The sequence below is a fragment of the Streptomyces huasconensis genome, from assembly GCF_021028635.1.
Taxonomy (GTDB): domain Bacteria; phylum Actinomycetota; class Actinomycetes; order Streptomycetales; family Streptomycetaceae; genus Streptomyces; species Streptomyces huasconensis.
This window is the reverse complement of sequence record NZ_CP086119.1, coordinates 1,101,120-1,126,865: the sequence shown is the minus strand read 5'-3', so window position 1 is coordinate 1,126,865 and position 25,746 is coordinate 1,101,120. Positions and strand designations below refer to the sequence as shown.

The window sequence follows — 25,746 nt, the reverse complement described above, 5'->3', positions numbered from 1 at the left end:
TACGGGCCGCAGCTGTGCTCGGCTCAGCTCTCGCCGTCCTCCAGCCAGCCGAAGCTCCGTTCCACCGCCTTGTGCCAGTTGTGGAACTCCTTGTCCCGCGTGGCCGCGTCCATCCGCGGCGACCACTCGACGTCCTGTTGCCAGTGCGCCTTCAGCTCGTCGAGGTCGTTCCAGACGCCGGTCGCGAGCCCGGCCGCGTACGCCGCTCCCAGGCAGGTCGTCTCGGAGACCATGGGGCGGATCACCGGCACCCCGAGGACATCCGCCTGGTGCTGCATCAGCAGGTTGTTCTTGGTCATGCCGCCGTCCACCTTCAGGGTGGTGATCCGCACCCCGGAGTCCTGGTACATGGCGTCCACGACCTCGCGGGTCTGCCAGCTGGTGGCCTCCAGGACCGCGCGCGCGAGGTGCGCCTTGGTGACGTACCGGGTGAGCCCGGTGACGACGCCGCGTGCGTCCGAACGCCAGTACGGCGCGTAGAGGCCGGAGAAGGCCGGCACGATGTACGCGCCGCCGTTGTCGTCCACGCTCGCCGCGAGGCTCTCGATCTCGTCCGCGCTGCGGATGATGCCGAGCTGGTCGCGGAACCACTGCACCAGGGCGCCGGTGATCGCGATGGACCCCTCCAGGCAGTACACCGGCGCCTCGGAGCCGATCTTGTACCCCATGGTCGTGAGCAGCCCGCTCTTCGAGGGGACGGGCCGGTTCCCGGTGTTGAGCAGCAGGAAGCTGCCCGTGCCGTACGTGTTCTTGGCCGTCCCCGTGTCGTAGCAGGCCTGCCCGAACACGGCCGCCTGCTGGTCACCGAGCGCGGAGGCGACGGGCACGCCGGAGAGCTGCCCCACGGCTGTGCCGTACACCTCGGACGACGACCTGATCTCCGGAAGGATCACCTCGGGGACGTTCATCGCCGACAGGATCGACTGGTCCCACTGGAGCGTCTGGAGGTTCATCAGCATGGTGCGGCCCGCGTTGGTGACGTCGGTGACGTGCTTGCCGCCGTCGGTGCCGCCCGTGAGGTTCCAGATCAGCCAGGAGTCGATGGTCCCGAAGGCGATCTCGCCCCGCTCGGCGCGCGCCCTGAGCCCCGGCACGTTGTCTAGCAGCCAGGCGGCCTTCGGCCCGGAGAAGTAGCTCGCGAGCGGCAGGCCCGTCCGCTCGCGGAAGCGGTCCTGGCCGTCCGTGCCGCCCAGTTCACTGCAGAGCCCGGATGTACGCGTGTCCTGCCACACGATCGCGTTGTGCACGGGCTTGCCCGTCGCGCGGTCCCACAGGACCGTCGTCTCGCGCTGGTTGGTGATGCCGAGGGCGCTCACCTGGTCGGCGCGGAGCCCGGCCTTGGCGATCGCCCCCGCGACCACCGCCTGCACCTTGGACCAGATCTCGGTGGCGTCGTGCTCCACCCAGCCGAGCTTGGGGAAGATCTGGCGGTGCTCGCGCTGGTCCACGGCGACGATCGCGCCGTCCCGGTCGAAGATGATGCAGCGGCTCGAGGTGGTGCCCTGATCGATGGCGGCGACGAACTTCTCGGAGCTGTCCGGCATGGCTACCCCTTGATGAACTCGGTGAGAGGACTCGGCAGGCTGCGCTGGAAGGCGGCGCTCGGCAGGCTGCGCTCAGCAGACAGCGCTGCGTCAGAAGGCCGCGTTGTAGATGAGGCCCGCGAGGGCTCCGCCGATCAACGGCCCGGCCACCGGGACCCAGGCGTAGCTCCAGTCGGAGGTGCCCTTGTTGGGGATCGGCAGGAAGGTGTGCACGACGCGCGGACCGAGGTCACGCGCCGGATTGATGGCATAGCCCGTGGGGCCGCCGAGCGAGAGACCGATGCCGACGACGAGGAAGGCGACGATCAGCGTCTGGGTGCCGGACTCGCCGAGGCCTTTGGTGAGGCCGAAGGCGAGGATCGGCAGCACCAGCGCGACGGTCGCGATGACCTCCGTGACGAGGTTGGCGACCGTATTGCGGATCTCCGGGATGGTGGAGAAGATCCCGAGCGTCGGGGTCGGCTCGTGGCCCCCGGTCACCGCGTCCTTCACGCTCCGCGTGACATTGGCGTTGAACTGGGCGAGGTAGACCAGGTACGCGAGGACGGCGCCGAGCATCGCGCCGACCAACTGCCCGAGTACGTAGACCCAGACCTTGTCCCACTTTCCGGTGTCGATGGCGATGCCGAGCGTGACGGCGGGGTTGAGGTGCCCGCCGGAGAGCGGCCCCGCGGTGTAGGCGCCCGCGAGCACCCCGAAGCCCCAGCCGAAGGCGATGACGACCCACCCCGAGGCCTTCGCCTTCGAGTGGCTGAGCGTGACGGCGGCGCACACGCCGGCGCCGAGCAGAATCAGGATCGCGGTGCCGATGACCTCACCGACGAAGATGTCCCCGTTCGCGTACATGGCGGCTCCTAGGCCCTCGCCCGGGGCGGTGCGCCCCGGTCCTCCGTGCAGGGTGCGTTTCCCACGACTACTGCCTGGATACGCCCGGCTGACGCAGCCGGAGGCGGGGAGTGTTCCGCGCTCCGCCCGGCGTCCGTGGCGAGCGTGCCGTCGCAGTCGTATCGCCCATGGGGGATGACCTGGTGACCAGGCCCTTCACGCAGACCCTTCGCGCGCACAGAGGCTCTGAGCGCCGGGGAGCCGGGGTGCGGCGACGCCGACTGACACCGGAAGTGTTCACCGGTGGTGATGGAGCGTCAAGGTCGCGGACGGCAACGGTTAACCGGTGCCGCGCCTTCCCCCGGAGCGCTGCCCGGAGAGTGCCGCCGCGTGCGTCAGCGTACGGCGACCACGGAGGAGCCGTGGCCGAACAGGCCCTGGTTCGCGGTGACCCCCACCCGCGCGCCCGCCACCTGCCGCGCTCCGGCCGCCCCTCTCAACTGCCAGGTCACCTCGCATACTTGAGCGATGGCCTGGGCGGGCACCGCCTCTCCGAAGGACGCGAGGCCGCCACTGGTGTTCACCGGCACCCGTCCGCCCGCGGAGGTCGCCCCGTCACGCAGCAGCTTGGCCCCTTCACCCTCGGCGCAGAGCCCCAAATCCTCATACCACTGCAGTTCGAGAGCGGTGGAGAGGTCGTACACCTCCGCCAGGGATATGTCCTCGGGGCCGATGCCCGCCTCTTCGTACGCCGCTCGCGCGATGGAGGCGCGGAACGTCTCCTCGGCGGGGGTGACGGCCGCCGCGGAGTCCGTGGCGATGTCCGGCAGGTCCAGCACGGTGGTCGGATATCTCGGCGTGACCGTGGACACCGCGCGGATGCGCACCGGGTCGGACGCTCCGTGCCGCCGGGCGAACTCCATGCTGGAGAGGACGAGGGCCGCGGCGCCGTCCGAAGTGGCGCAGATGTCGAGCAGCCGCAGCGGGTCGGCGACGACGGCCGAGGCGGCGACCTCCTCGGCCGTGACGGCCTTGCGGTAGCGGGCGTCCGCGTTGAGGGCGCCCGCAGCCGCGTTCTTCACCTTGACCTGGGCGAAGTCCTCCAGGGTGTCGCCGTGCACGGCCATTCTGCGGCGCGCCCAGAGCCCGAAGTACGCGGGGTTGGTCGCGCCGAGGACCCGGAACCGCAGCCAGTCGGGATCGTCGGGTCGGTCGCCGCCGGCCGGCCGGAAGAACCCCTTGGGGGCCGCGTCGGCACCGACCACCAGGACCACGTCCGCCAGGCCCGCGAGGATCTGCGTGCGCGCGGTGCCGATCGCCTGGGCGCCGGACGCGCACGCCGCGTACACGCTCGTGACCCGCGCCCCCTGCCAGCCGAGCGCCTTGGCGAAGGTGGCCCCGGCGACGTACCCCGGATAACCGCCCCGGACCGTGTCCGCACCGATGATCGAGCCGACGTCCCGCCAGTCGACCCCCGCGTCCGCCAGCGCCGCGCGGGCCGCCGCCACTCCGTACTCGACGAAGCCGCGCCCCCACTTGCCCCAGGGGTGCATGCCCGCGCCGAGCACCGCCACCTCGCCGGTCATGCGCTCACCTCCACGGGCCGCCAGTGCCACGTCGTCCACGTCGTCTCGTCGTCCTCATTGAGCACCCCGGGGACGACCTCCACCTCCATGCCGACCTCCAGATCGGCGACGGAGACACCGGGAACCGCCTGCCCGAGCACCACCATGCGCTCGGCGGCCAGTTCCACAGCGATCAACGTGTAGGGCTGCCACGGGAGTTCCGGGTCGGAGACATAGGGTGCGGGAGGCCGGTAACGACCGTCGGTGTACGACCACACGCGCCCGCGCCGCGACAGCGGCACCTCCACCAGCTCCCCGCCCGCGCAGCCGGGATTGCGGCAGAATCCGTCCTCGCGCGGGAAGAAGACGGCGGCGCAGGCCGAGCAACGCGTCCCCAGGAGGCGGAAGTTCTCCCCCTCGCCGGCGAACCAGTCGGCCACTACGGGTGTGCGCGTACGCGACAAGGCTCCTCCATGGCGCTGTGGCGGCGCCGCCTCCCGCCGCACCTGACGATGTGTCAGAAGTGTGCCACGGGCAACCGGATTTCGTCAGGGGGAGCGAAAGCCGGAGACTACGGAGTCCGAGGGCGGTGACCGGGACGCACGGGGGTGGTCCCGGTCACCCTCTCCATGTGCGCCGGTTCGTCGGCCGCGGCGCCGTCAGCGCCCGCCCAGCGACCTTCTTGACACGGGGAAGTCGAAGTAGGTGTCCGGGAACAGCTCGGGCTTATGGGTGAAGTGCCACCACTCCTCCGGCAGGTTGACGAAACCCTCCCTGGCCAGCGTGCTCCTCAGGAGATCGCGATGGGCCCGCTGCCGCTTCGTGACGCGGGGATCGTCCGTGTGCGACAGCGTGTCGAAGCAGTCGAAGCCCGTCCCCATGTCCACGGAGCTGTCCGGGAAACGCTCGCTCCGAGGGCCGTAGCAGGGCGCCAGCGGCTCCCCGGGCACATAGGGGCGGGTCGGCGCCGCCGGAAGCCTCACGACGGTCAGGTCCACCGTCGAGCCGCGGCTGTGCCCGGACTTCTCCGCGATGTAACCGTCCGCGAACAACCGCGACTTGTCGACACGGGGATAGAACTCGCCCTTCATGCGCTCGTCGCTCAAATCCTCCGCCCACCGCACGAAGTGGTCCACGGCCCGCTGCGGCCGGTAGCAGTCGTACACCTTCAAGGAGTAGCCCTTGCGCAGCAGCGAGCGCTGCGCCTTGTGCAGCGCCTTCGCCGCGGGCTCGGTGAGGATGCACATCGGCTTCTTGTAACCGTCGATGGGCTCACCCACGAAGTTGTGGGGGGTGAAGTAGCGCATCTCCTGGATGATGGTCGGGTCGATGTCCCGCAGCGCCACGAACTCCGCGGGAGCCTTCGGCTCGGGTTTCGCGTGCGCGGGCGAGGGGGTGGCCGCCACAGCCAGCAGGGCGGCGGTCGAGACCACGAGTTTCCGCAGAACAGGGGCAAATGCTGTCATGCCCCTGCATCTATCAGGGTCACTGCCGACCAGGGAAGACCGACGCCAGGGTGATCGGATACAGTCCGCGGCGTGTCCGAATCCCCACACCCCGCCAACTCCGCCCCGGGCTCCCACTGTTCGAGCTGCGGAGCGCCCTACGGAGACCAGCCCTCGGGCCGGTCCCGCACCTGCGCCGCCTGCGGAGCCGTCGCCTACCGCAACCCGCTCCCCGTAGCGGTGGCCCTCCAGCCCGTGTACGACACACAGGGCACCGGCCTGGTCGTCGTCACGCGCACCATCGCTCCCGCACGCGGAGGAATCGCCCTGCCCGGCGGCTTCATCGACGACAGGGAGGACTGGCGGCACGCGGTCGTACGCGAACTCAAGGAGGAGACCGGCATCGCGGTGCAGAGCCGCGACGTCCGCCTCATCGACGCCATGAGCGCCCCCGACGGATACCTCCTGCTCTTCGGCCTCCTCCCCGAACGCCCGGCCGCCGACCTGCCGACCTCCACACCGACGGACGAGACCGACGGCTGGCACGTCCTGCGCCAGCCCGAAGAACTCGCCTTCCCACTCCACACCCTGGCGGCACGCGCGTGGTTCGAGGGCCGCTACATCTGACGCGCCGCCCACGGCCCCGCGCGACCGGCGGACGGGACTTGGCCGGGGCCGGAACGGCGTGGGCCGGCAAGTGGTAGGGAGGCTGGAGGCGCCGGGGCGGCGGTAAGGGGCCTGGGGAGGCACCGGGCCGGTGGTATGGGGCGCCTGGGAAGCGCCGGGGCAGCGGTACGGGGCCCCGGGCACCCGGGGCGGGCGCGGGACGGTGGACTCCGACCGCCAGACGCCAGAGGCCAGCGGTCCAGCCGTACGGAGAACAGGGGCCGGCTGACCGGCAGGGGCCTGCCGAGGAGCAGCAGGGCAGCCCTACTGGCAGGGGCCAGCCGGTCGGGAGGGTCCCGCCGAGTGGCAGGGGTCAGCCCACTGGCAGGTGGCCGCCGGCTGGCGGAGCCCATGCGACGGGCACGGGCCCGCCGGGTGGTAGCTGGTCAGCTGGCCCACCAGACCTCGCCCACCGAAAGCCTGGCCCACCGAAGGCCTCGCCCGCCAGGCCCTAACCCATCAAGCCTCACCCCCAGCCCTCACCCCACAAGTCCCCGCACCCGCACCGGCCGCACCGGCACGCCGCCCCCGCCCTCACCGCCACCGTCCTCCCTCTCCACCACGACACGCCTCCCACTCCACCGCGTCGTGTACCGCTCGATCTCTGCCCTCTGCCACCCGTCACCAACATCGGCGATCACCAGACCCCCGCCGGTGCGCCCCTTGGCAGGCGCCCACACCTCCAACTCAAGACCGCCGTCACGCCCGCGCACGGGCAGCACCGTGCCCGCGCGCGCCAGCACCGGAACCCGCGACAGCGGAGCGTCCACCAGCGCCCGCCCCGGCCCTTCGTACGCCTTGCCGGTCACCGTGTCGTACCACCGCCCCGGTGGCAGCCGCACCGTCCGCGCCCGAGCGCCACTCTCCAGAACCGGTGCCACCAACAAGGAGTCCCCCAGCAAGAACGCGTCCTCGCAGTCCCGCAGCGCCCTGTCCTCAGGACAGCCCCACCACAAGGGCCGCACATACGGCGCTCCCGTGAGCCGGGCCAGATGGGCGAGCGTCACGAAATACGGCAGCAGCCGCCTCCGCTCGACGAGCGCCACGCGCGCGTGGCCGAGCACCTCCTCGCCGAACTCCCACGGCTCACGCCGCCCCGCTGTGATCGCCGCGTGCGTACGGAACAGCGGCAGATACGCCCCGAGTTGGAACCACCGTAGATACAGCTCCGGAGAGGGGCTGCCGTCGAACCCGCCCACATCCGGACCCGAGTACGGCACACCGCACAACCCGAGCCCCAGGACCAACGACAGCGACGCCTTCAGCCCCGGCCAGCCCGTGGACACATCGCCGGACCACGTCCCTCCGTAGCGCTGCATCCCCGCCCACCCGGAACGCGAGAACAAGAAGGGCCGCTCCTCGGGAAGCAGCTCCCGCAGCCCCTCGTACCCCGCGCGGGCCATCGCCAGCCCGTACACGTTGTGGGCCTCCCGGTGGTCGCCGCCACGCCCCTCCAGGCAGTGCCGCGCGGAGCGGGGCAGCGTCGTCTCGCCGAACGCGGCGAAGGACACCGGCTCGTTCATGTCGTGCCAGAACCCCGCGAACCCCTGGCCGAGCCGCTCCTCATAGAGACGGCCCCACCACTTCCGCGCGCGCGGGTCGGTGAAGTCGGGGTACACCGCCTCACCGGGCCACACGACACCGCGCACCAGCCGCCCCGCCGCGTCCCGTACGAAGGCATCGGCCGCCACCCCGCGGTCGTACGCCTCGACTCCCGGCTCGGCCTTCACCGCCGGATCGACGATCGAGACGAGCCGGACCCCGCTCCTGCGCAACTCGCCCGCCAACTGCGGCAACTTGGGGAAGCGCTCCTTGTCGACCGTGAACACCTGATGCGCTGCGTAGTGGTCGATGTCCAGATGGACGGCGTCCAGCGGCAGCCCGTGCTCCTGATAGCCCGCGACGATCCGCCGGACCTCCTCCTCGCTGCCGAACCCCCACCGCGCGTGATGGTGCCCCAGAGCCCACGTGGGAGGCAGCGCCGGGGGGCCCGTGAGCGACGCCCAACTGTGCAGCACGCGCGCGGGAGTGCCGGTCATCACCCAGCACCGCAACGGCCCGCCGTCCATCCGCACCTCGCACGAACCGCCCCGGTCGTGACCCGACCCCGCCCCCTCCTCGCCCTCCCGGACCAGGACCTCGCCCTCCCACGTGTTGTCGTGGAAGACCAGATGCGTACCGGCGTCCGCCACCACCATCTGCACCGGCATGGTGATGTACAACGGATCGTCCCCAGGCCCGAAGGAGCCGCCCGGATCGGTGTTCCACAGCCGGTACGTCCCGTTCCGCAACCGCGGCCCGCCGGACCGGCCCCCGAGCCCGAAGAACCGCGCGTCCGCCGGCACCTGCGACCGCTGCACCCACCGTGCCGTACCCCCCTCGGCCGGCTCCCACCAGCGCGGCGGCAGATCACGCCGCAGCAATGCGCCACCGGGCGTGCGCAACTCCACGGCCCCTTGGCGGGACACCACCACCGTGGCGCGCTCCGACACCACCCGCCAGCCGCCCTCCTTGTCGGGTTCCAGGACCGCCCGCGGGTCCGGCTCGGGACTCCCGCACGCCAGCGCGTACGACGGCTCCGGCTCCGCGCCGTCCCACCCCCAGAAGACCGCCCCACCGGTGGTCACCCGCACCCGCAGCTCGGACCGCGCGAACCGCACCACACCCCCACCGGGACCGGGCTCCACCTCCGTCACGGGACCCGGCACCCGCGCGCGCTCGGTGCGCCGCGGTGCCAGCCCTGTCGCGTCCGCCCGCCACCTGCGCCATGAGGCGCGCACCGTGCGCAGCCCCTGCGCCGTGCCGACCATGCCGACCGCCTTCACCGAACGCACCAGGTCACGACCGTTCATGCTGCTCACCCTGCCACCGAAAACGCCGCATGTGTGGTTCGTTCAACTGCCGTTCACCTGGGGGGATGGCACCTGACCCGCAGGCCGACCGGGCGGGTCACACTCTGGTGCGGAAGTCGATCACGTGGCATCGTCCTTTTCAGCCGTGTTCACGCGCACACCCAGCACGTGCGCACCCCACACGCATACGACGCGTACAGTCCGGGAGCCGCCCCATGACGTCCTCAGCGAACCCTGTGCCACTCTGGCAGCCGAGCCCGGCGAGGATCGCCGAAGCGCAGGTCACCCGATTCCAGACCTGGGCCGCCGAGCACCACGGCGCACCGGCCGAGGGGGGCTACGAAGCACTGCACCACTGGTCGGTCACCGAACTGGAGACGTTCTGGAAGGCCGTCACCGACTGGTTCGACGTCAAGTTCTCCACGCCCTACGCGCGCGTGCTCGGCGACCGCTCGATGCCGGGGGCCCAGTGGTTCCCCGGCGCGACCCTCAACTACGCGGAACACGCCCTGCGCGCGGCCGACGACCCCGCGCGCGCGGACACCCCCGCCCTCCTCCACGTCGACGAGACCCACGACCCGCGGCCCGTCACCTGGGCCGAACTGCGCCGCCAGGTCGGCTCCCTGAGCGCGGAACTGCGCGCACTCGGCGTACGCCCAGGAGACCGCGTCAGCGGCTACCTGCCGAACATTCCCGAAGCCGTCGTCGCCCTCCTGGCCACCGCCGCCGTCGGAGCCGTCTGGACCTCCTGCGCCCCCGACTTCGGCGCCCGCAGCGTCCTGGACCGCTTCCAGCAGGTCGAACCCGTCGTCCTGTTCACCGTCGACGGCTACCGCTACGGCGGCAAGGAACACGACCGCCGCGAAACCGTGGCCGAGCTGCGCTCCGAACTGCCCGGCCTCCGCGCGGTCGTCCACATCCCGCTGCTCGGCACCGACGCCCCCGAAGGCGCCCTGGAGTGGTCGGCCCTCACCTCGGCCGACGTGGCGCCCGCCTTCGAAGCGGTGCCCTTCGACCACCCCCTGTGGGTGCTGTACTCCTCCGGCACCACCGGCCTGCCCAAGGCCATCGTCCAGTCCCAGGGCGGCATCCTCGTCGAACACCTCAAGCAACTCGGCCTGCACTGCGACCTCGGCCCCGACGACCGCTTCTTCTGGTACACCTCGACCGGCTGGATGATGTGGAACTTCCTCGTCTCCGGCCTCCTGACGGGCACCACGATCGTCCTGTACGACGGCAGCCCCGGCTACCCCGACACCGGCGCCCAGTGGCGCATCGCCGAACGCACCGGAGCCACCCTCTACGGCACCTCCGCCGCGTACGTCATGGCCTGCCGCAAGGCCGACGTCCACCCGGCCCGCAACTTCGACCTCTCCCGCATCAAGTGCGTCGCGACGACCGGCTCCCCGCTGCCCCCCGACGGTTTCCGCTGGCTGCACGACGAGTTCGCCGGCACCTCGGACACCCCGGGCGGCCTGTGGACGGCCTCGGTCAGCGGGGGCACGGACGTCTGCTCCTGCTTCGCGGGCGCCGTCCCCACCCTCCCCGTCCACATCGGCGAACTCCAGGCCCCCTGCCTGGGCACCGACCTCCAGTCCTGGGACCCCCAGGGCAAACCGCTCATCGACGAGGTCGGCGAACTGGTCGTCACCAACCCCATGCCGTCCATGCCCATCCACTTCTGGAACGACCCGGACGGCACCCGCTACCACGACAGCTACTTCGACACCTACCCCGGCGTCTGGCGCCACGGCGACTGGATCACCGTCACCTCCCGCGGCTCCGTGATCATCCACGGCCGCTCCGACTCCACGCTCAACCGCCAGGGCGTCCGCATGGGCTCCGCCGACATCTACGAAGCCGTCGAGCGCCTCCCCGAGATCCGCGAGTCCCTCGTCATCGGCGTCGAACAGCCCGACGGCGGCTACTGGATGCCGCTCTTCGTCCACCTCGCCCCCGGCGCGACCCTCGACGACGCCCTGCGCGACCGCATCAAGCGGACCATCCGCGAGCGGCTCTCTCCGCGCCACGTCCCCGACGAGGTCATCGAGGTCCCCGGCATCCCGCACACCCTCACCGGCAAGCGCATCGAGGTCCCGGTCAAACGCCTCCTGCAAGGCACCCCGCTGAACAAGGCGGTCAACCCCGGCTCGGTCGACGACCTCGACCTCCTCCGCTTCTACGAGGGCCTGGCCGACAAGCGCGCCTGACCGCCATCCCCGCAGCTCAGCACCGATTGTCAGTGCCCATGGTTACTCTGAGTGAGCATTGATCGCCGAGCGCAGGGGGAATCATGGCGCACACCACCCGACACGACACGATGCGACGTGCTCTACGCCGCGAAGTCGCCGGAACCATCGGCCTCTTGGCCGATGAGGAGGACTTCGCGGCGATGCGTCGCTACCACACCTTCACCTTCGACGACCACGCGACCTACCTCCAACAGGTCGAAGCCCTGCTCAAGACCCTCGCGTCCCAGGGCAGGCACACCACCGTCGCCCTCTTCGACCCCGAGGAGTACGCGGAGTACTGCGCCGACACTGGCCTCGACCCCGACGCCCCCGGCAGCCGCGGCCGCTTCACCGCCGCACTGGCATCGGGCGGCCCCACCGTGCCCTATGAAGGCCAGCCCCTCGCCGACCTCCTCCCCGAGCTCGTCGACGAGGCGGTCCGCCAGGCCACCTGGGAGTACGCGACGGCGGTGCTCGCCCGCACCGGCCCCTGCGCGACCTGCGGAGAGGACATCGGACGGGCCGCCTTCGCCCGGGCCTCGCAACTGATCACCCGGGCCCTCGACACATCGGGCCCAGGCGCGCGGCACCTGGTGTGCAGCGTGCCCTGCGAAGCCGAGACACTCCTGGCCGCCCTGCACGTCGAGATCGACGAGGACGGCTCCGCCGAACTCGACGAGACGGAAGCCCTGGAGTTCGCCACGATCCTCGCGGTCGGCATCGCCACCCACCGCGCCGCCGGCATGGTGCTGCGTTGCACCGCCGAAGGCACCCGCGACCGCGTCCAGGGCTGGCGCATGAACGGCGGCCGACTCCATCCCCTCACCGCCGCCGAGGTCTTCGACGCGTACTGCACCGACGCCATCTCCGGAGAGCTCGTCGCCCCCGAATCCGGCGTCGACTACTGCGCGGCGCCCGACCTCGAAGACGACGAACCGGGAAGGGGCCACCTCCACTGAACGCCCGAGGGGCGCCCCACCACATCGGTGGGACGCCCCTCGGAACAACGAACGACCGTACGGCTACTCGCCGGACAGCACCGCCTGGGCGGCCTGCCGGGCCTCCTCGGCGGTGTCCGCGGCACGAGCCGCGGCCGCCGCGCGCTCGCACTGCGCCAGCGTGTACTTGCCGAGCGTCGCCCGCACGTAAGGAATCGACGCCGCACCCATCGACAGGGAGGTGACACCCAGACCGGTCAGCACACAGGCGAGCAGCGGGTCGGACGCGGCCTCACCGCACACGCCACAGCTCTTGCCCTCGGCCCGCGCCGCCTCGGCGGACAGCGACACCAGGTCGAGCAGCGCGGGCTGCCACGGGTCCTGGAGCCGGGACACCGCACCCACCTGCCGGTCGGCGGCGAACGCGTACTGCGCGAGGTCATTGGTCCCCAGCGAAAGGAACTCGACCTCCTGAAGGATCGAGCGCGCCCGCAGTGCCGCCGACGGGATCTCGACCATCGCACCGAACTTGGCCCGAAGCCCGGCCTCACGGCACGCGTCCGCGAACGCCTTGGCGTCGGTACGGTCCGCGACCATGGGAGCCATGACCTCGAGGTAGACCGGCAGCCCCTCAGCGGCCTTGGCCAGCGCGGTCAGCTGTGTCCGGAGCACCTCCGGGTGGTCCAGCAGCGACCGCAGCCCCCGCACGCCCAGCGCCGGGTTCGGCTCGTCGGCCGGCGTCAGGAAGTCCAGCGGCTTGTCCGCACCGGCATCCAGCACCCGTACGACCACACGACCCTCAGGGAAAGCCTCCAGCACCTTGCGGTACGCCTCGACCTGCTTCTCCTCCGACGGCGCCTTGGTGCTGTCATCCAGGAAGAGGAACTCGGTACGGAAGAGACCGACACCCTCCGCTCCGGCCTCGACAGCGGCTGGCACATCGGCGGGACCGCCGACATTGGCAAGGAGCGGGACCTTGTGCCCGTCGGACGTCGCACCGGGACCGGTCGACGCCGCCAGCGCGGCCTTGCGCGCGGCAGCGGCGGCCTCCAGCTGCTCCCGCTTCTCCATGCTCGGGTCCACGAAGATCTCACCGGTGCTGCCGTCGACGGCCACGACGGTGCCCTCGGCGAGTTCGCCGGCGCCCGGCAGCGCGACGACGGCCGGGACACCGAGCGCTCGCGCGAGGATCGCGCTGTGGCTGGTGGGCCCGCCCTCCTCCGTCACGAAGCCCAGCACCAGAGCCGGGTCGAGGAGCGCGGTGTCCGCGGGCGCCAGGTCCCGTGCGATCAGTACGTACGGCTCGTCGCTGTCCGGGACACCCGGCATCGGGACGCCCAGCAGCCGGGCGACGATGCGGTTCCGCACGTCGTCCAGGTCCGCCACCCGGCCGGCCATGTACTCACCGGCACCGGCGAGCAGCTCGCGGTAGTGCGAGAAAGCGTCGTAGACGGCGCGCTCGGCCGTGCTGCCGACGGTGATGCGCCGGTCGACGTCGGACATGAGCTCCGGGTCCTGGGCGATCATGGCCTGCGCCTCGAGCACCGCCTGAGCCTCGCCACCGGCCAGGTTGCCGCGTGCATTCAGGTCGGCCGCCACAGCTTCCACGGCCTGGCGAGCACGCCCCTGTTCGCGCTCCGCCTCCTCCGCGGGAATCTGCTTCGCCGGCGGCTCGAGAACCGCCGTACCCATGTGCCGAACCTCGCCGATCGCCACACCGTGGCTCACACCGACGCCTCGCAGCGTTGTCTCCATCTCACCCGTCTCCGGTAGTGCGGCGGGCTCGCCCGCCGCGGTGGTTGTCCTGCCTGCCGTCAGCGACGGCGATGACGTCACTTCCAGCTGAAGAGCGCGTCGCCGGCCTTCACGTCGCCGTCCTCGATCAGCTCGGAGAGGGACTCGGCCGTCGCCTCAAGAGCCACGACCGGGCATACGGGAGACTTGCCGGCGGCCTCGACGGCGGCCGGGTCCCAGCGCACCACGGCCTGGCCGCGCTGCACGGTGTCCCCCTTGTTGACGAGAAGCTCGAAGCCCTCGCCGTTCAGCTGGACGGTGTCGATGCCGAGGTGTGTCAGGACGCCGTGACCCTGATCGTCGACCACCACATACGCGTGAGGGTGAAGGGAGACGACGATGCCGTCCACGGGAGAGACGGCCACGGAGGCCTCGCGCACGGGATCGATGGCCGTACCAGGGCCGACCATGGCGCCTGAGAAGACGGGGTCCGGTACTGCGGAGAGCCCAATGGCGCGTCCAGCAAGCGGGGACGAAACACTGGTCATTGCATGCCTCCCAGGGGGTGGAGATTGGTGGCCGCCGTCGCTACCTGTCCTGGACGACGCGCTGCTCAGAAGCGTAAGTCATAGGAAGTCCCGGTTCCGTACGAGAGATCCCGGTTGACGGACGTAGGAGCGCAGCACGGACGATTTGCGCCTGCCGGGGAGGCGATGTAGAGTCGGACTCTGCCTGAGGCCAACGGGACGCGGAAGCGTCCAGGCTCGGCGACATCCCCACGTCAGATCTTATCCTTGAGTGTGGTTCCGCATGTACTGCGGTGACCGTGGTCAGGGAGTCGAAAAAGACCTGATAAAGTCGGAGCCGCCGGAAAGGGAAACGCGAAAGCCGAAAGGACGGAGCGGGAACCGGAAAGGCGCCGAGGAAATCGGACACGAAAGAGTCTGATAGAGTCGGAAACGCAAGAACAAAAGAAACACCGAAGGGAAGCGCCCGGAGGAAAGCCCGAGAGGGTGAGTACAAAGGAAGCGTCCGTTCCTTGAGAACTCAACAGCGTGCCAAAAGTCAACGCCAGATATGTTGATACCCCGACCTGATCGGTTCCGATCGGGTTGAGGTTCCTTTGAAAAAGTCCTGTACGGCATATGTTCGTGCAGGCGACACAGCGAGGACGCTGTGAACCGGGAGATTATTCCTCTCCTTGGTTCCGCTCTCGTGGTGTTCATCCCGATTACGGGAAAACATTCACGGAGAGTTTGATCCTGGCTCAGGACGAACGCTGGCGGCGTGCTTAACACATGCAAGTCGAACGATGAACCACTTCGGTGGGGATTAGTGGCGAACGGGTGAGTAACACGTGGGCAATCTGCCCTGCACTCTGGGACAAGCCCTGGAAACGGGGTCTAATACCGGATAACACCCGCTCAGGCATCTGAGTGGGTTAAAAGCTCCGGCGGTGCAGGATGAGCCCGCGGCCTATCAGCTTGTTGGTGAGGTAGAAGCTCACCAAGGCGACGACGGGTAGCCGGCCTGAGAGGGCGACCGGCCACACTGGGACTGAGACACGGCCCAGACTCCTACGGGAGGCAGCAGTGGGGAATATTGCACAATGGGCGAAAGCCTGATGCAGCGACGCCGCGTGAGGGATGACGGCCTTCGGGTTGTAAACCTCTTTCAGCAGGGAAGAAGCGAAAGTGACGGTACCTGCAGAAGAAGCGCCGGCTAACTACGTGCCAGCAGCCGCGGTAATACGTAGGGCGCAAGCGTTGTCCGGAATTATTGGGCGTAAAGAGCTCGTAGGCGGCTTGTCACGTCGGTTGTGAAAGCCCGGGGCTTAACCCCGGGTCTGCAGTCGATACGGGCAGGCTAGAGTTCGGTAGGGGAGATCGGAATTCCTGGTGTAGCGGTGAAATGCGCAGATATCAGGAGGAACACCGGTGGCGAAGGCGGATCTCTGGGCCGATACTGACGCTGAGGAGCGAAAGCGTGGGGAGCGAACAGGATTAGATACCCTGGTAGTCCACGCCGTAAACGGTGGGAACTAGGTGTGGGCGACATTCCACGTCGTCCGTGCCGCAGCTAACGCATTAAGTTCCCCGCCTGGGGAGTACGGCCGCAAGGCTAAAACTCAAAGGAATTGACGGGGGCCCGCACAAGCGGCGGAGCATGTGGCTTAATTCGACGCAACGCGAAGAACCTTACCAAGGCTTGACATACACCGGAAAGCATCAGAGATGGTGCCCCCCTTGTGGTCGGTGTACAGGTGGTGCATGGCTGTCGTCAGCTCGTGTCGTGAGATGTTGGGTTAAGTCCCGCAACGAGCGCAACCCTTGTCCCGTGTTGCCAGCAAGCCCTTCGGGGTGTTGGGGACTCACGGGAGACCGCCGGGGTCAACTCGGAGGAAGGTGGGGACGACGTCAAGTCATCATGCCCCTTATGTCTTGGGCTGCACACGTGCTACAATGGCCGGTACAATGAGCTGCGATACCGCGAGGTGGAGCGAATCTCAAAAAGCCGGTCTCAGTTCGGATTGGGGTCTGCAACTCGACCCCATGAAGTCGGAGTCGCTAGTAATCGCAGATCAGCATTGCTGCGGTGAATACGTTCCCGGGCCTTGTACACACCGCCCGTCACGTCACGAAAGTCGGTAACACCCGAAGCCGGTGGCCCAACCCCTTGTGGGAGGGAGCTGTCGAAGGTGGGACTGGCGATTGGGACGAAGTCGTAACAAGGTAGCCGTACCGGAAGGTGCGGCTGGATCACCTCCTTTCTAAGGAGCACTTCTCACTGATCCCTTCGGGGTGAGGTCAGAGGCCAGTACATCGGCGAATGTCTGATGCTGGTTGCTCATGGGTGGAACGTTGACTACTCGGCCGGTTCACGGGCCGGAGGCTGCAAGTACTGCTCGTAAGAGCGTGGAAAGCACGATCTCCGGACGAAGACTGGTCGGGCACGCTGTTGGGTATCTGAGGGTACGGACTTGTTCCCGACCTCAATGCCGACCCCAGTGAAGGTTCGTTTCGGCGGGCTGTGATGGGTGGTTGGTCGTTGTTTGAGAACTGCACAGTGGACGCGAGCATCTGTGGCCAAGTTTTTAAGGGCGCACGGTGGATGCCTTGGCACCAGGAACCGATGAAGGACGTGGGAGGCCACGATAGTCCCCGGGGAGTCGTCAACCAGGCTTTGATCCGGGGGTTTCCGAATGGGGAAACCCGGCAGTCGTCATGGGCTGTCACCCGCTGCTGAACACATAGGCAGTGTGGAGGGAACGCGGGGAAGTGAAACATCTCAGTACCCGCAGGAAGAGAAAACAACCGTGATTCCGGGAGTAGTGGCGAGCGAAACCGGATGAGGCCAAACCGTATACGTGTGAGACCCGGCAGGGGTTGCGTATACGGGGTTGTGGGATCTCTCTTTCACAGTCTGCCGGCTGTGAGACGAGTCAGAAACCGTTGATGTAGGCGAAGGACATGCGAAAGGTCCGGCGTAGAGGGTAAGACCCCCGTAGTCGAAACATCAGCGGCTCGTTTGAGAGACACCCAAGTAGCACGGGGCCCGAGAAATCCCGTGTGAATCTGGCGGGACCACCCGTTAAGCCTAAATATTCCCTGGTGACCGATAGCGGATAGTACCGTGAGGGAATGGTGAAAAGTACCGCGGGAGCGGAGTGAAATAGTACCTGAAACCGTGTGCCTACAAGCCGTGGGAGCGTCGGACATCAAGCTTGCTTGGTGTCTCGTGACTGCGTGCCTTTTGAAGAATGAGCCTGCGAGTTTGCGGTGTGTTGCGAGGTTAACCCGTGTGGGGAAGCCGTAGCGAAAGCGAGTCCGAATAGGGCGATATAGTAGCGCGCTCAAGACCCGAAGCGGAGTGATCTAGCCATGGGCAGGTTGAAGCGGCTGTAAGAGGTCGTGGAGGACCGAACCCACCAGGGTTGAAAACCTGGGGGATGACCTGTGGTTAGGGGTGAAAGGCCAATCAAACTCCGTGATAGCTGGTTCTCCCCGAAATGCATTTAGGTGCAGCGTCGTGTGTTTCTTGCCGGAGGTAGAGCACTGGATAGGCGATGGGCCCTACCGGGTTACTGACCTTAGCCAAACTCCGAATGCCGGTAAGTGAGAGCGCGGCAGTGAGACTGTGGGGGATAAGCTCCATGGTCGAGAGGGAAACAGCCCAGAGCATCGACTAAGGCCCCTAAGCGTACGCTAAGTGGGAAAGGATGTGGAGTCGCACAGACAACCAGGAGGTTGGCTTAGAAGCAGCCACCCTTGAAAGAGTGCGTAATAGCTCACTGGTCTAGTGATTCCGCGCCGACAATGTAGCGGGGCTCAAGCGTACCGCCGAAGTCGTGTCATTCACACAATAGGGCCAACGCCTGTGTGGATGGGTAGGGGAGCGTCGTGTGCCGGGTGAAGCTGCGCCGGAAGGCAGTGGTGGACGGTTCACGAGTGAGAATGCAGGCATGAGTAGCGATACATACGTGAGAAACGTGTGCGCCGATTGACTAAGGGTTCCTGGGTCAAGCTGATCTGCCCAGGGTAAGTCGGGACCTAAGGCGAGGCCGACAGGCGTAGTCGATGGATAACCGGTTGATATTCCGGTACCCGCTGTGAAGCGTCAAACATCGAATCAGGCGATGCTAAGTCCGTGAAGCCGCCCCGATCTCTTCGGAGTTGAGGGGAGTGGTGGAGCCGACGGACCAGACTTGTAGTAGGTGAGTGATGGGGTGACGCAGGAAGGTAGTCCAGCCCGGGCGGTGGTTGTCCCGGGGTAAGGGTGTAGGCCGTGCGGTAGGTAAATCCGTCGCACATAAGGCTGAGACCTGATGCCGAGCCGATTGTGGTGAAGTGGATGATCCTATGCTGTCGAGAAAAGCCTCTAGCGAGTTTCATGGCGGCCCGTACCCTAAACCGACTCAGGTGGTCAGGTAGAGAATACCGAGGCGTTCGGGTGAACTATGGTTAAGGAACTCGGCAAAATGCCCCCGTAACTTCGGGAGAAGGGGGGCCATCACCGGTGATGACATTTACTGTCTGAGCTGGGGGTGGCCGCAGAGACCAGCGAGAAGCGACTGTTTACTAAAAACACAGGTCCGTGCGAAGCCGTAAGGCGATGTATACGGACTGACGCCTGCCCGGTGCTGGAACGTTAAGGGGACCGGTTAGTGCACTTTCGGGTGTGCGAAGCTGAGAACTTAAGCGCCAGTAAACGGCGGTGGTAACTATAACCATCCTAAGGTAGCGAAATTCCTTGTCGGGTAAGTTCCGACCTGCACGAATGGCGTAACGACTTCTCGACTGTCTCAACCATAGGCCCGGTGAAATTGCACTACGAGTAAAGATGCTCGTTTCGCGCAGAAGGACGGAAAGACCCCGGGACCTTTACTACAGTTTGATATTGGTGTTCGGTTCGGCTTGTGTAGGATAGGTGGGAGACTGTGAAGCATGCACGCCAGTGTGTGTGGAGTCGCCGTTGAAATACCACTCTGGTCGTGCTGGATGTCTAACCTCGGTCCGTGATCCGGATCAGGGACAGTGTCTGATGGGTAGTTTAACTGGGGCGGTTGCCTCCCAAAGAGTAACGGAGGCGCCCAAAGGTTCCCTCAGCCTGGTTGGTAATCAGGTGTTGAGTGTAAGTGCACAAGGGAGCTTGACTGTGAGACCGACGGGTCGAGCAGGGACGAAAGTCGGGACTAGTGATCCGGCGGTGGCTTGTGGAAGCGCCGTCGCTCAACGGATAAAAGGTACCCCGGGGATAACAGGCTGATCTTCCCCAAGAGTCCATATCGACGGGATGGTTTGGCACCTCGATGTCGGCTCGTCGCATCCTGGGGCTGGAGTCGGTCCCAAGGGTTGGGCTGTTCGCCCATTAAAGCGGTACGCGAGCTGGGTTTAGAACGTCGTGAGACAGTTCGGTCCCTATCCTCTGTGCGCGTAGGAATATTGAGAAGGGCTGTCCCTAGTACGAGAGGACCGGGACGGACGAACCTCTGGTGTGCCAGTTGTCCTGCCAAGGGCATGGCTGGTTGGCTACGTTCGGAAAGGATAACCGCTGAAAGCATCTAAGCGGGAAGCCTGCTTCGAGATGAGTATTCCCACCCCCTTTGAGGGGTTAAGGCTCCCAGTAGACGACTGGGTTGATAGGCCAGATCTGGAAGCCCGGTAACGGGTGGAGGTGACTGGTACTAATAGGCCGAGGGCTTGTCCTCAGTTGCTCGCGTCCACTGTGTTGGTTCTGAAACAACGAACAACCCCATGCAAGGTCACGCATGGTGCGGTTGACAGTTTCATAGTGTTTCGGTGGTCATAGCGTGAGGGAAACGCCCGGTTACATTCCGAACCCGGAAGCTAAGCCTCACAGCGCCGATGGTACTGCAGGGGGGACCCTGTGGGAGAGTAGGACGCCGCCGAACTCCTTTTATAGCCGTGGTCCCTGGATTCAATTCCAGGGACCACGGCTTTTTTGTTTTGTGCGTGCGGTACCCCCTCCCCCCTCCGCACCGCCGACTGTCAGCTGAGGGTAAGGTCAGGGGGCATCATCGGTTCTTTTCCCACAGGAGGCCCCCGGGTGGAGGTCCAGGAGACGCGGGTCCAGACGGACCGCGTCCTCACCATCCCGAACATCCTCAGCATGGCCCGCCTCGCCGGCGTGCCCCTCTTCCTGTGGCTGATCCTCAGGCCTGAGTTCGGAGGACCCAACAGCGACGGATGGGCGCTGCTGGTGCTGGCGCTCAGCGGTGTCAGCGACTACCTCGACGGCAAGCTCGCGCGCCGCTGGAACCAGATCAGCAACCTCGGTCGGCTCCTTGATCCCGCGGCGGACCGGCTGTATATCCTCTCGACGTTGCTCGGACTGACGTGGCGGGAGATTCTTCCGCTCTGGCTGACCGGCGTGCTCCTGCTGCGGGAGCTGGTCCTTCTGGTGATGGTCTGGGTCCTCAGGCGCCACGGCTATCCCCCGCCGCAGGTGAACTTCCTCGGCAAGGCCGCCACCTTCAACCTGATGTACGCCTTTCCACTACTGCTCCTGAGCGACGGACACGGCTGGATCGCTTCTCTTGCTGCTATTTTCGGATGGGCGTTCGCCGGATGGGGTACAAGTCTGTATTGGTGGGCAGGCATCCTGTATGTGATCCAGGTCCGCCGACTCGTGAAAGCGGACAGTAGGGCCGATTGAGCCTGCCAATTAGGTGACCCGTAGAGGCGCGAAGGCCCGTGTTTGACATATGCGGGCCCTGTTTGGCGGGCTGAGTCGGCTAGATCGTCGTCTATGAGGAGGACGTTTCCGACATGAAGGCCGTCGTAATGGCCGGCGGTGAGGGTACCCGCCTTCGCCCCATGACCTCGAGCATGCCCAAGCCGCTCCTGCCTGTGGCCAACCGGCCGATCATGGAGCATGTGCTTCGCCTGCTGAAGAGGCATGGTCTGACCGAGACCGTGGTAACAGTGCAGTTCTTGGCCTCGCTCGTCAAGAACTACTTCGGCGACGGCGAAGAGCTCGGGATGGAGCTCACCTATGCCAACGAGGAGAAGCCGCTCGGCACCGCCGGCAGCGTGAAGAACGCCGAGGAAGCGCTGAAGGACGACGCCTTCCTCGTGATCTCCGGTGACGCGCTGACCGACTTCGACCTCACCGAGCTGATTAACTTCCACAAGGAAAAGGGCGCGCTCGTCACCGTCTGCCTGACGCGTGTGCCCAACCCGCTGGAATTCGGCATCACCATCGTGGACGAGGAAGGCAAGGTCGAGCGCTTCCTCGAGAAGCCGACCTGGGGGCAGGTCTTCTCCGACACGGTGAACACGGGCATCTACGTGATGGAGCCCGAGGTGTTCGACTACGTCGAGGCCGATGTGCCGGTCGACTGGTCCGGTGACGTGTTCCCGCAGCTGATGAAGGAAGGCAAGCCCATCTACGGCTTCGTCGCCGAGGGCTACTGGGAGGACGTCGGTACGCACGAGAGCTACGGCAAAGCCCAGGCCGACGTCCTGGAGGGCAAGGTCGACGTCGAGCTGGACGGCTTCGAGATCTCTCCCGGTGTGTGGGTCGCCGAGGGCGCCGAGGTGCACCCCGACGCGGTGCTGCGCGGCCCCCTGTACATCGGGGACTACGCCAAGATCGAGGCGAACGTCGAGATCCGTGAGCACACCGTGGTGGGCTCGAACGTCGTCGTGAAGGACGGCGCCTTCCTGCACAAGGCCGTCGTGCACGACAACGTCTACATCGGACAGCACAGCAACCTCCGCGGCTGTGTCGTCGGAAAGAACACCGACATCATGCGGGCCGCCCGCATCGAGGACGGTGCCGTCATCGGCGACGAGTGCCTCGTCGGTGAAGAATCGATCATCCAGGGCAACGTACGGGTCTATCCGTTCAAGACGATCGAGGCCGGCGCGTTCGTCAATACGTCCGTCATCTGGGAATCACGCGGCCAGGCGCACCTGTTCGGGGCGCGTGGGGTGTCCGGCATCCTCAACGTGGAGATCACGCCGGAACTCGCCGTGCGTCTCGCGGGGGCGTACGCGACGACCCTGAAGAAGGGCTCGACCGTCACCACCGCGCGTGACCACTCGCGAGGCGCCCGGGCGCTCAAGCGGGCCGTGATCTCGGCGCTGCAGGCCAGTGCCATCGACGTACGCGATCTGGAGAACGTGCCGCTGCCGGTCGCGCGGCAGCAGACCGCGCGAGGCAGTGCCGGCGGAATCATGATCCGGACGACGCCCGGGGTGCCGGACTCCGTCGACATCATGTTCTTCGACGGGGAGGGCGCCGACCTCTCGCAGGGAAGCCAGCGGAAGCTCGACCGCGTATACGCGCGTCAGGAGTACCGGCGGGCCTTCCCCGGCGAGATCGGGGATCTGCACTTCCCGTCCAGCGTCTTCGACTCCTACACCGGGTCGCTGCTGCGGAACGTCGACACCTCCGGGATCGCCGAGTCGGGGCTGAAGGTCGTCGTCGACGCGTCCAACGGAAGTGCCGGACTGGTGCTGCCCAGCCTGCTCGGAAAGCTTGGCGTGGACGCGCTGACGATCAATCCCGGCCTCGACGAGTCACGGCCCACCGAGACCGCCGACGCCCGCAGGGCCGGCCTGGTGCGGCTCGGGGAGATCGTGGCGTCGGCGCGAGCGGCCTTCGGTGTGCGATTCGACCCGGTGGGTGAGCGGCTGTCGCTCGTGGACGAGAAGGGACGGATCGTCGAGGACGACCGGGCCCTGCTGGTCATGCTCGACCTGGTGGCCGCCGAGCGGCGCAGCGGGCGGGTGGCGCTGCCGGTGACCACGACGCGTATCGCCGAGCAGGTGGCGGCGTACCACGGCACACAGGTGGACTGGACGACCACCTCGCCCGACGATCTGACGCGGGTCGGGCGCGGGGAGTCGACGATCTTCGGTGGCGACGGCCGCGGTGGTTTCATCGTGCCGGAGTTCAGCAGTGTGTTCGACGGCACTGCCGCGTTCGTGCGGCTCATCGGGCTGGTGGCGCGTACCCAGCTCACCCTGAGCCAGATCGACGCGCGCATCCCGCGGGCCCATGTGCAGCGGCGTGACCTCGCGACGCCGTGGGCCGTCAAGGGGCTCGTGATGCGGCGTGTGGTGGAGGAGGCCGGGGACCGGTCCGTGGACACCACCGACGGTGTGCGGGTCGTGGAGGCCGACGGACGTTGGGTGCTGGTGCTGCCCGACCCGGCGGAGGCCGTCACCCATCTGTGGGCCGAGGGACCCGACGACGCGTCCGCCCAGGCGTTGCTCGACGAGTGGGCCGCCGTGGTGGACAGCGCGGGTCGCTGATCATGACCGGCTGCCGGGCGGCACCCACAACGGGTGCCGCCCGGCACGCCGGTGGGGCCATTCGGAGGTAGCGGCCGCGACGTGCGACGATGTGCGGCATGCCGCAGCAGCCCCCCGTTCGGAGCACCCCTTCCCGCCCCAGGCGTCCGGACGCGTCCATGTCGCTGCTCACCACGGTCATGGACCACAGCCTGGACGAGGGCTACGCCGAGGCGGCCGCCAGGAAGAAGGCCAGGGGGGACACCGGTCTCCCGCGCCCGTTGCGGGCCAAACTCGGGCTGGCGGCGGGCCTCGTGCTCGCCGCGCTCGTCGTCACCGTGGGAGCCGCGCAGGCCCGGGTGGCGGCGCCGGTGCTCGCCAAGGAGCGCGAGGAGCTGATCGACCGCGTCGAGGCGGCGACGGCCGGGGCCGACGACCTCGAGGACGACGTGGACGAACTCCGCGACGACGTGGGCCAGCGGCAGCAGGCCGCGCTGAAGAAGCACGGCGGCAGCAAGGGCGAGTTGCTCGGTCTCCTCTCCGGTGCCACCGAAGTGCAGGGGCCCGGGGTGAAGCTCGTCGTGGACGACAAGAAGCAGGCCTCCCAGGGTGGTGGTGGGCCGCGCGAGAGCAACGGGTTCTCCGACACCGGGCGGGTGCGCGACCGGGACATGCAGCGCGTCGTCAACGGCCTGTGGCAGTCGGGGGCAGAGGCGATCTCCATCAACGACCAGCGGCTCACCGCGCTGTCGGCGATCAGGGCCGCGGGTGACGCGATACTGGTCGACAACAGGCCGCTGGTTCCGCCGTATACGGTGCTCGCGGTGGGGGCGGGGCAACGCTTGAGCACACGGTTCCAGAACAGCGCCGACGGTCAGTACCTGCATGCTCTGCAGGAGAACTTCGGCATCCGGACCAGCATCTCCGTGTCGGACGAACTCCGGCTGCCCGCAGCGCCGAGTGTGACCGTACGTACAGCAGAGCCGAAAGCAGGAAAGGGCACATCGTGATCGCCGTACTGGGCCTCGTCGTGGGAGTCGTGGCCGGATTGTTGGTTCGGCCCGAGGTTCCGGCGGTGGTCGAGCCGTACCTTCCCATCGCCGTGGTCGCGGCTCTCGACGCCGTGTTCGGCGGCTTGCGCGCGATGCTCGACGGCATCTTCGACGACAAGGTCTTCGTGGTGTCGTTCCTGTCGAACGTGGTGGTGGCCGCGCTGATCGTGTTCCTGGGCGACAAGTTGGGCGTGGGGGCGCAGCTGTCCACGGGCGTCGTCGTGGTCCTCGGCATCCGGATCTTCTCCAACGCCGCCGCGATCCGTCGGCACATCTTCAGGGCGTGACGCCGATGAGCGCTGACGAGAGGCCCGAGCACCGCCATCGCAGGGAACTTCCCGCGGAGGTTCCCGCCAAGCCCGAGGCGCCCGCGCCACCCGCCTCCGGGGGGCAGCGGCTCACCGGTCGGCAGCGGCTGGCGAAGGGGCTGTGGCCGCCGCGGGTGACCCGCCCTCAACTGATCGTCGCCCTGCTGCTGTTCGTGCTGGGCCTCGGTCTGGCCATCCAGGTGCGGTCGAACAACGACAGCAGTGCGCTGCGCGGCGCGCGGCAAGAAGATCTTGTACGCATCCTCGATGAACTGGATGACCGTACGCAGCGTCTTGAAGAGGAGAAGCGGAGCCTCGAGGAGCAGCGGACCGGGCTGGAGAACAGTTCGGACCAGGCCGAAGAGGCCCGCAAGCAGACGGTCGAGCGGGAGAGGCAACTCGGCATCCTGGCGGGCACGGTGGCGGCCCAGGGGCCGGGCATCACGCTCGCCATCGAGGACAAGAAGGGGGCGATCGAGGCGGACATGCTGCTCGACGCCATTCAGGAACTGCGCGCCGCCGGCGCCGAGGCGATCCAGATCAATGATGTGCGCGTGGTGGCCGGCACCCATCTGTCGGACGCCGGCGGCGGTGGCGTACGGGTGGACGGCCGCAAGGTCGGCGAACCGTACCTCTTCAAGGTGATCGGCAAGCCGCAGGATCTGGAACCTGCGCTGAACATCCCGGGAGGCGTGGTGCAGACTCTGGAGAAGGAGCAGGCCACGGTGACCGTGACCCGCTCGGAGAAGATCGTCGTGAACGCCTTGCGACCTGCGAAGCGGCCTGACTACGCTCGGTCGTCCTCGCGGTGAGGGGCGGGCG

Annotated in this window: 16 protein-coding genes and 3 rRNA genes; 11 read left to right on the top strand and 8 right to left on the bottom strand. The window is 67.4% G+C overall.

The genetic code is table 11. From position 1 onward, the window contains the following. Positions 1-23 precede the first annotated feature (23 nt). From glpK to J2N69_RS04965, 5 genes are all read right to left on the bottom strand, one after another. On the bottom strand, positions 24-1,544 hold the full coding sequence (gene glpK / locus J2N69_RS04985; protein WP_230899655.1) for a glycerol kinase GlpK: 1,521 nt from the start codon (positions 1,542-1,544) through the stop codon (positions 24-26). A 90-nt stretch (positions 1,545-1,634) separates the two neighbouring features. Further along, a complete protein-coding gene (locus J2N69_RS04980; RefSeq protein ID WP_230899654.1) occupies positions 1,635-2,390 on the bottom strand; it encodes an MIP/aquaporin family protein in 756 nt (251 codons plus the stop codon). Between the two features lie 374 nt (positions 2,391-2,764). Continuing rightward, complete coding sequence (locus J2N69_RS04975) at positions 2,765-3,955, bottom strand: lipid-transfer protein (protein WP_230899653.1); 1,191 nt, start codon at positions 3,953-3,955, stop codon at positions 2,765-2,767. Next, positions 3,952-4,398 (bottom strand): Zn-ribbon domain-containing OB-fold protein, encoded by a 447-nt coding sequence (locus J2N69_RS04970; protein WP_230899652.1) that lies wholly within the window; start codon positions 4,396-4,398, stop codon positions 3,952-3,954. Before J2N69_RS04970 ends, J2N69_RS04975 begins: the two co-directional genes overlap by 4 nt. Before the next feature lie 195 nt (positions 4,399-4,593). Next, a complete protein-coding gene (locus J2N69_RS04965) occupies positions 4,594-5,400 on the bottom strand; it encodes a M15 family metallopeptidase (RefSeq protein WP_230899651.1) in 807 nt (268 codons plus the stop codon). A gap of 72 nt (positions 5,401-5,472) precedes the next feature. Between J2N69_RS04965 and J2N69_RS04960 the strand changes: the two genes are divergently transcribed. Beyond that, complete coding sequence (locus J2N69_RS04960) at positions 5,473-6,006, top strand: NUDIX domain-containing protein (RefSeq protein WP_230899650.1); 534 nt, start codon at positions 5,473-5,475, stop codon at positions 6,004-6,006. Positions 6,007-6,524: 518 nt separating this feature from the next. Here J2N69_RS04960 and J2N69_RS04955 read toward each other — a convergent pair. Continuing rightward, positions 6,525-8,897 carry a glycoside hydrolase family 31 protein gene (locus J2N69_RS04955; protein WP_230899649.1) on the bottom strand — a complete coding sequence of 791 codons (2,373 nt, stop codon included), beginning with the start codon at positions 8,895-8,897 and terminating at the stop codon, positions 6,525-6,527. 215 nt (positions 8,898-9,112) lie between these two features. Here J2N69_RS04955 and J2N69_RS04950 point away from each other — a divergent pair, with 215 nt between their 5' ends. Then, a complete protein-coding gene (locus J2N69_RS04950) occupies positions 9,113-11,107 on the top strand; it encodes an acetoacetate--CoA ligase (RefSeq protein ID WP_230899648.1) in 1,995 nt (664 codons plus the stop codon). A gap of 83 nt (positions 11,108-11,190) precedes the next feature. Continuing rightward, on the top strand, positions 11,191-12,087 hold the full coding sequence (locus J2N69_RS04945; protein ID WP_230899647.1) for a hypothetical protein: 897 nt from the start codon (positions 11,191-11,193) through the stop codon (positions 12,085-12,087). Positions 12,088-12,150: 63 nt separating this feature from the next. On the opposite strand, the gene ptsP is transcribed toward J2N69_RS04945, so the two are convergent. Both ptsP and J2N69_RS04935 read right to left on the bottom strand, forming a co-directional pair. Beyond that, on the bottom strand, positions 12,151-13,821 hold the full coding sequence (ptsP, locus tag J2N69_RS04940; RefSeq protein ID WP_230899646.1) for a phosphoenolpyruvate--protein phosphotransferase: 1,671 nt from the start codon (positions 13,819-13,821) through the stop codon (positions 12,151-12,153). A 77-nt stretch (positions 13,822-13,898) separates the two neighbouring features. After that, positions 13,899-14,348 carry a PTS sugar transporter subunit IIA gene (locus tag J2N69_RS04935; RefSeq protein WP_230899645.1) on the bottom strand — a complete coding sequence of 150 codons (450 nt, stop codon included), beginning with the start codon at positions 14,346-14,348 and terminating at the stop codon, positions 13,899-13,901. Positions 14,349-15,044: 696 nt separating this feature from the next. On the opposite strand from J2N69_RS04935, the gene J2N69_RS04930 reads away from it, so the two are divergent. The 8 genes from J2N69_RS04930 (at position 15,045) to J2N69_RS04895 (ending at position 25,736) form a co-directional block, all read left to right on the top strand. Then, positions 15,045-16,570: ribosomal RNA gene (locus J2N69_RS04930) — 16S ribosomal RNA — on the top strand. A 314-nt stretch (positions 16,571-16,884) separates the two neighbouring features. Further along, a 23S ribosomal RNA gene (locus J2N69_RS04925) occupies positions 16,885-20,008 on the top strand. An 87-nt stretch (positions 20,009-20,095) separates the two neighbouring features. Then, positions 20,096-20,212 (top strand): 5S ribosomal RNA (rrf, locus tag J2N69_RS04920). The 16S, 23S and 5S rRNA genes sit together here, the layout of an rRNA operon. A gap of 155 nt (positions 20,213-20,367) precedes the next feature. Then, a complete protein-coding gene (locus J2N69_RS04915) occupies positions 20,368-20,976 on the top strand; it encodes a CDP-alcohol phosphatidyltransferase family protein (RefSeq protein WP_230899644.1) in 609 nt (202 codons plus the stop codon). Between the two features lie 113 nt (positions 20,977-21,089). After that, entirely contained in the window at positions 21,090-23,585 is a 2,496-nt protein-coding gene (locus J2N69_RS04910) for a mannose-1-phosphate guanyltransferase (protein ID WP_230899643.1), read from the top strand. Positions 23,586-23,674: 89 nt separating this feature from the next. Then, the gene (locus J2N69_RS04905) at positions 23,675-24,574 is read left to right on the top strand and encodes a DUF881 domain-containing protein (protein ID WP_230899642.1); all 900 of its coding nucleotides are present in this window, start codon (positions 23,675-23,677) and stop codon (positions 24,572-24,574) included. Next, positions 24,571-24,903, top strand: a complete 333-nt coding sequence (locus J2N69_RS04900) for a small basic family protein (RefSeq protein ID WP_030794354.1) — start codon at positions 24,571-24,573, stop codon at positions 24,901-24,903. Before J2N69_RS04905 ends, J2N69_RS04900 begins: the two co-directional genes overlap by 4 nt. Positions 24,904-24,908: 5 nt before the next feature. Continuing rightward, positions 24,909-25,736 carry a DUF881 domain-containing protein gene (locus tag J2N69_RS04895; protein WP_230904584.1) on the top strand — a complete coding sequence of 276 codons (828 nt, stop codon included), beginning with the start codon at positions 24,909-24,911 and terminating at the stop codon, positions 25,734-25,736. Positions 25,737-25,746 lie beyond the last annotated feature (10 nt).

Coding starts and splice junctions, on each gene's coding strand:
- J2N69_RS04905 (WP_230899642.1), top strand. CDS start 23,675: ATGTGCGGCATGCCGCAGCAGCCCCCCGTTCGGAGCACCCCTTCCCGC.
- J2N69_RS04965 (WP_230899651.1), bottom strand. CDS start 5,400: ATGACAGCATTTGCCCCTGTTCTGCGGAAACTCGTGGTCTCGACCGCC.
- J2N69_RS04895 (WP_230904584.1), top strand. CDS start 24,909: ATGAGCGCTGACGAGAGGCCCGAGCACCGCCATCGCAGGGAACTTCCC.
- J2N69_RS04910 (WP_230899643.1), top strand. CDS start 21,090: ATGAAGGCCGTCGTAATGGCCGGCGGTGAGGGTACCCGCCTTCGCCCC.
- J2N69_RS04945 (WP_230899647.1), top strand. CDS start 11,191: ATGGCGCACACCACCCGACACGACACGATGCGACGTGCTCTACGCCGC.
- J2N69_RS04955 (WP_230899649.1), bottom strand. CDS start 8,897: ATGAACGGTCGTGACCTGGTGCGTTCGGTGAAGGCGGTCGGCATGGTC.
- J2N69_RS04950 (WP_230899648.1), top strand. CDS start 9,113: ATGACGTCCTCAGCGAACCCTGTGCCACTCTGGCAGCCGAGCCCGGCG.
- ptsP (WP_230899646.1), bottom strand. CDS start 13,821: ATGGAGACAACGCTGCGAGGCGTCGGTGTGAGCCACGGTGTGGCGATC.
- J2N69_RS04975 (WP_230899653.1), bottom strand. CDS start 3,955: ATGACCGGCGAGGTGGCGGTGCTCGGCGCGGGCATGCACCCCTGGGGC.
- J2N69_RS04980 (WP_230899654.1), bottom strand. CDS start 2,390: ATGTACGCGAACGGGGACATCTTCGTCGGTGAGGTCATCGGCACCGCG.
- glpK (WP_230899655.1), bottom strand. CDS start 1,544: ATGCCGGACAGCTCCGAGAAGTTCGTCGCCGCCATCGATCAGGGCACC.
- J2N69_RS04935 (WP_230899645.1), bottom strand. CDS start 14,348: ATGACCAGTGTTTCGTCCCCGCTTGCTGGACGCGCCATTGGGCTCTCC.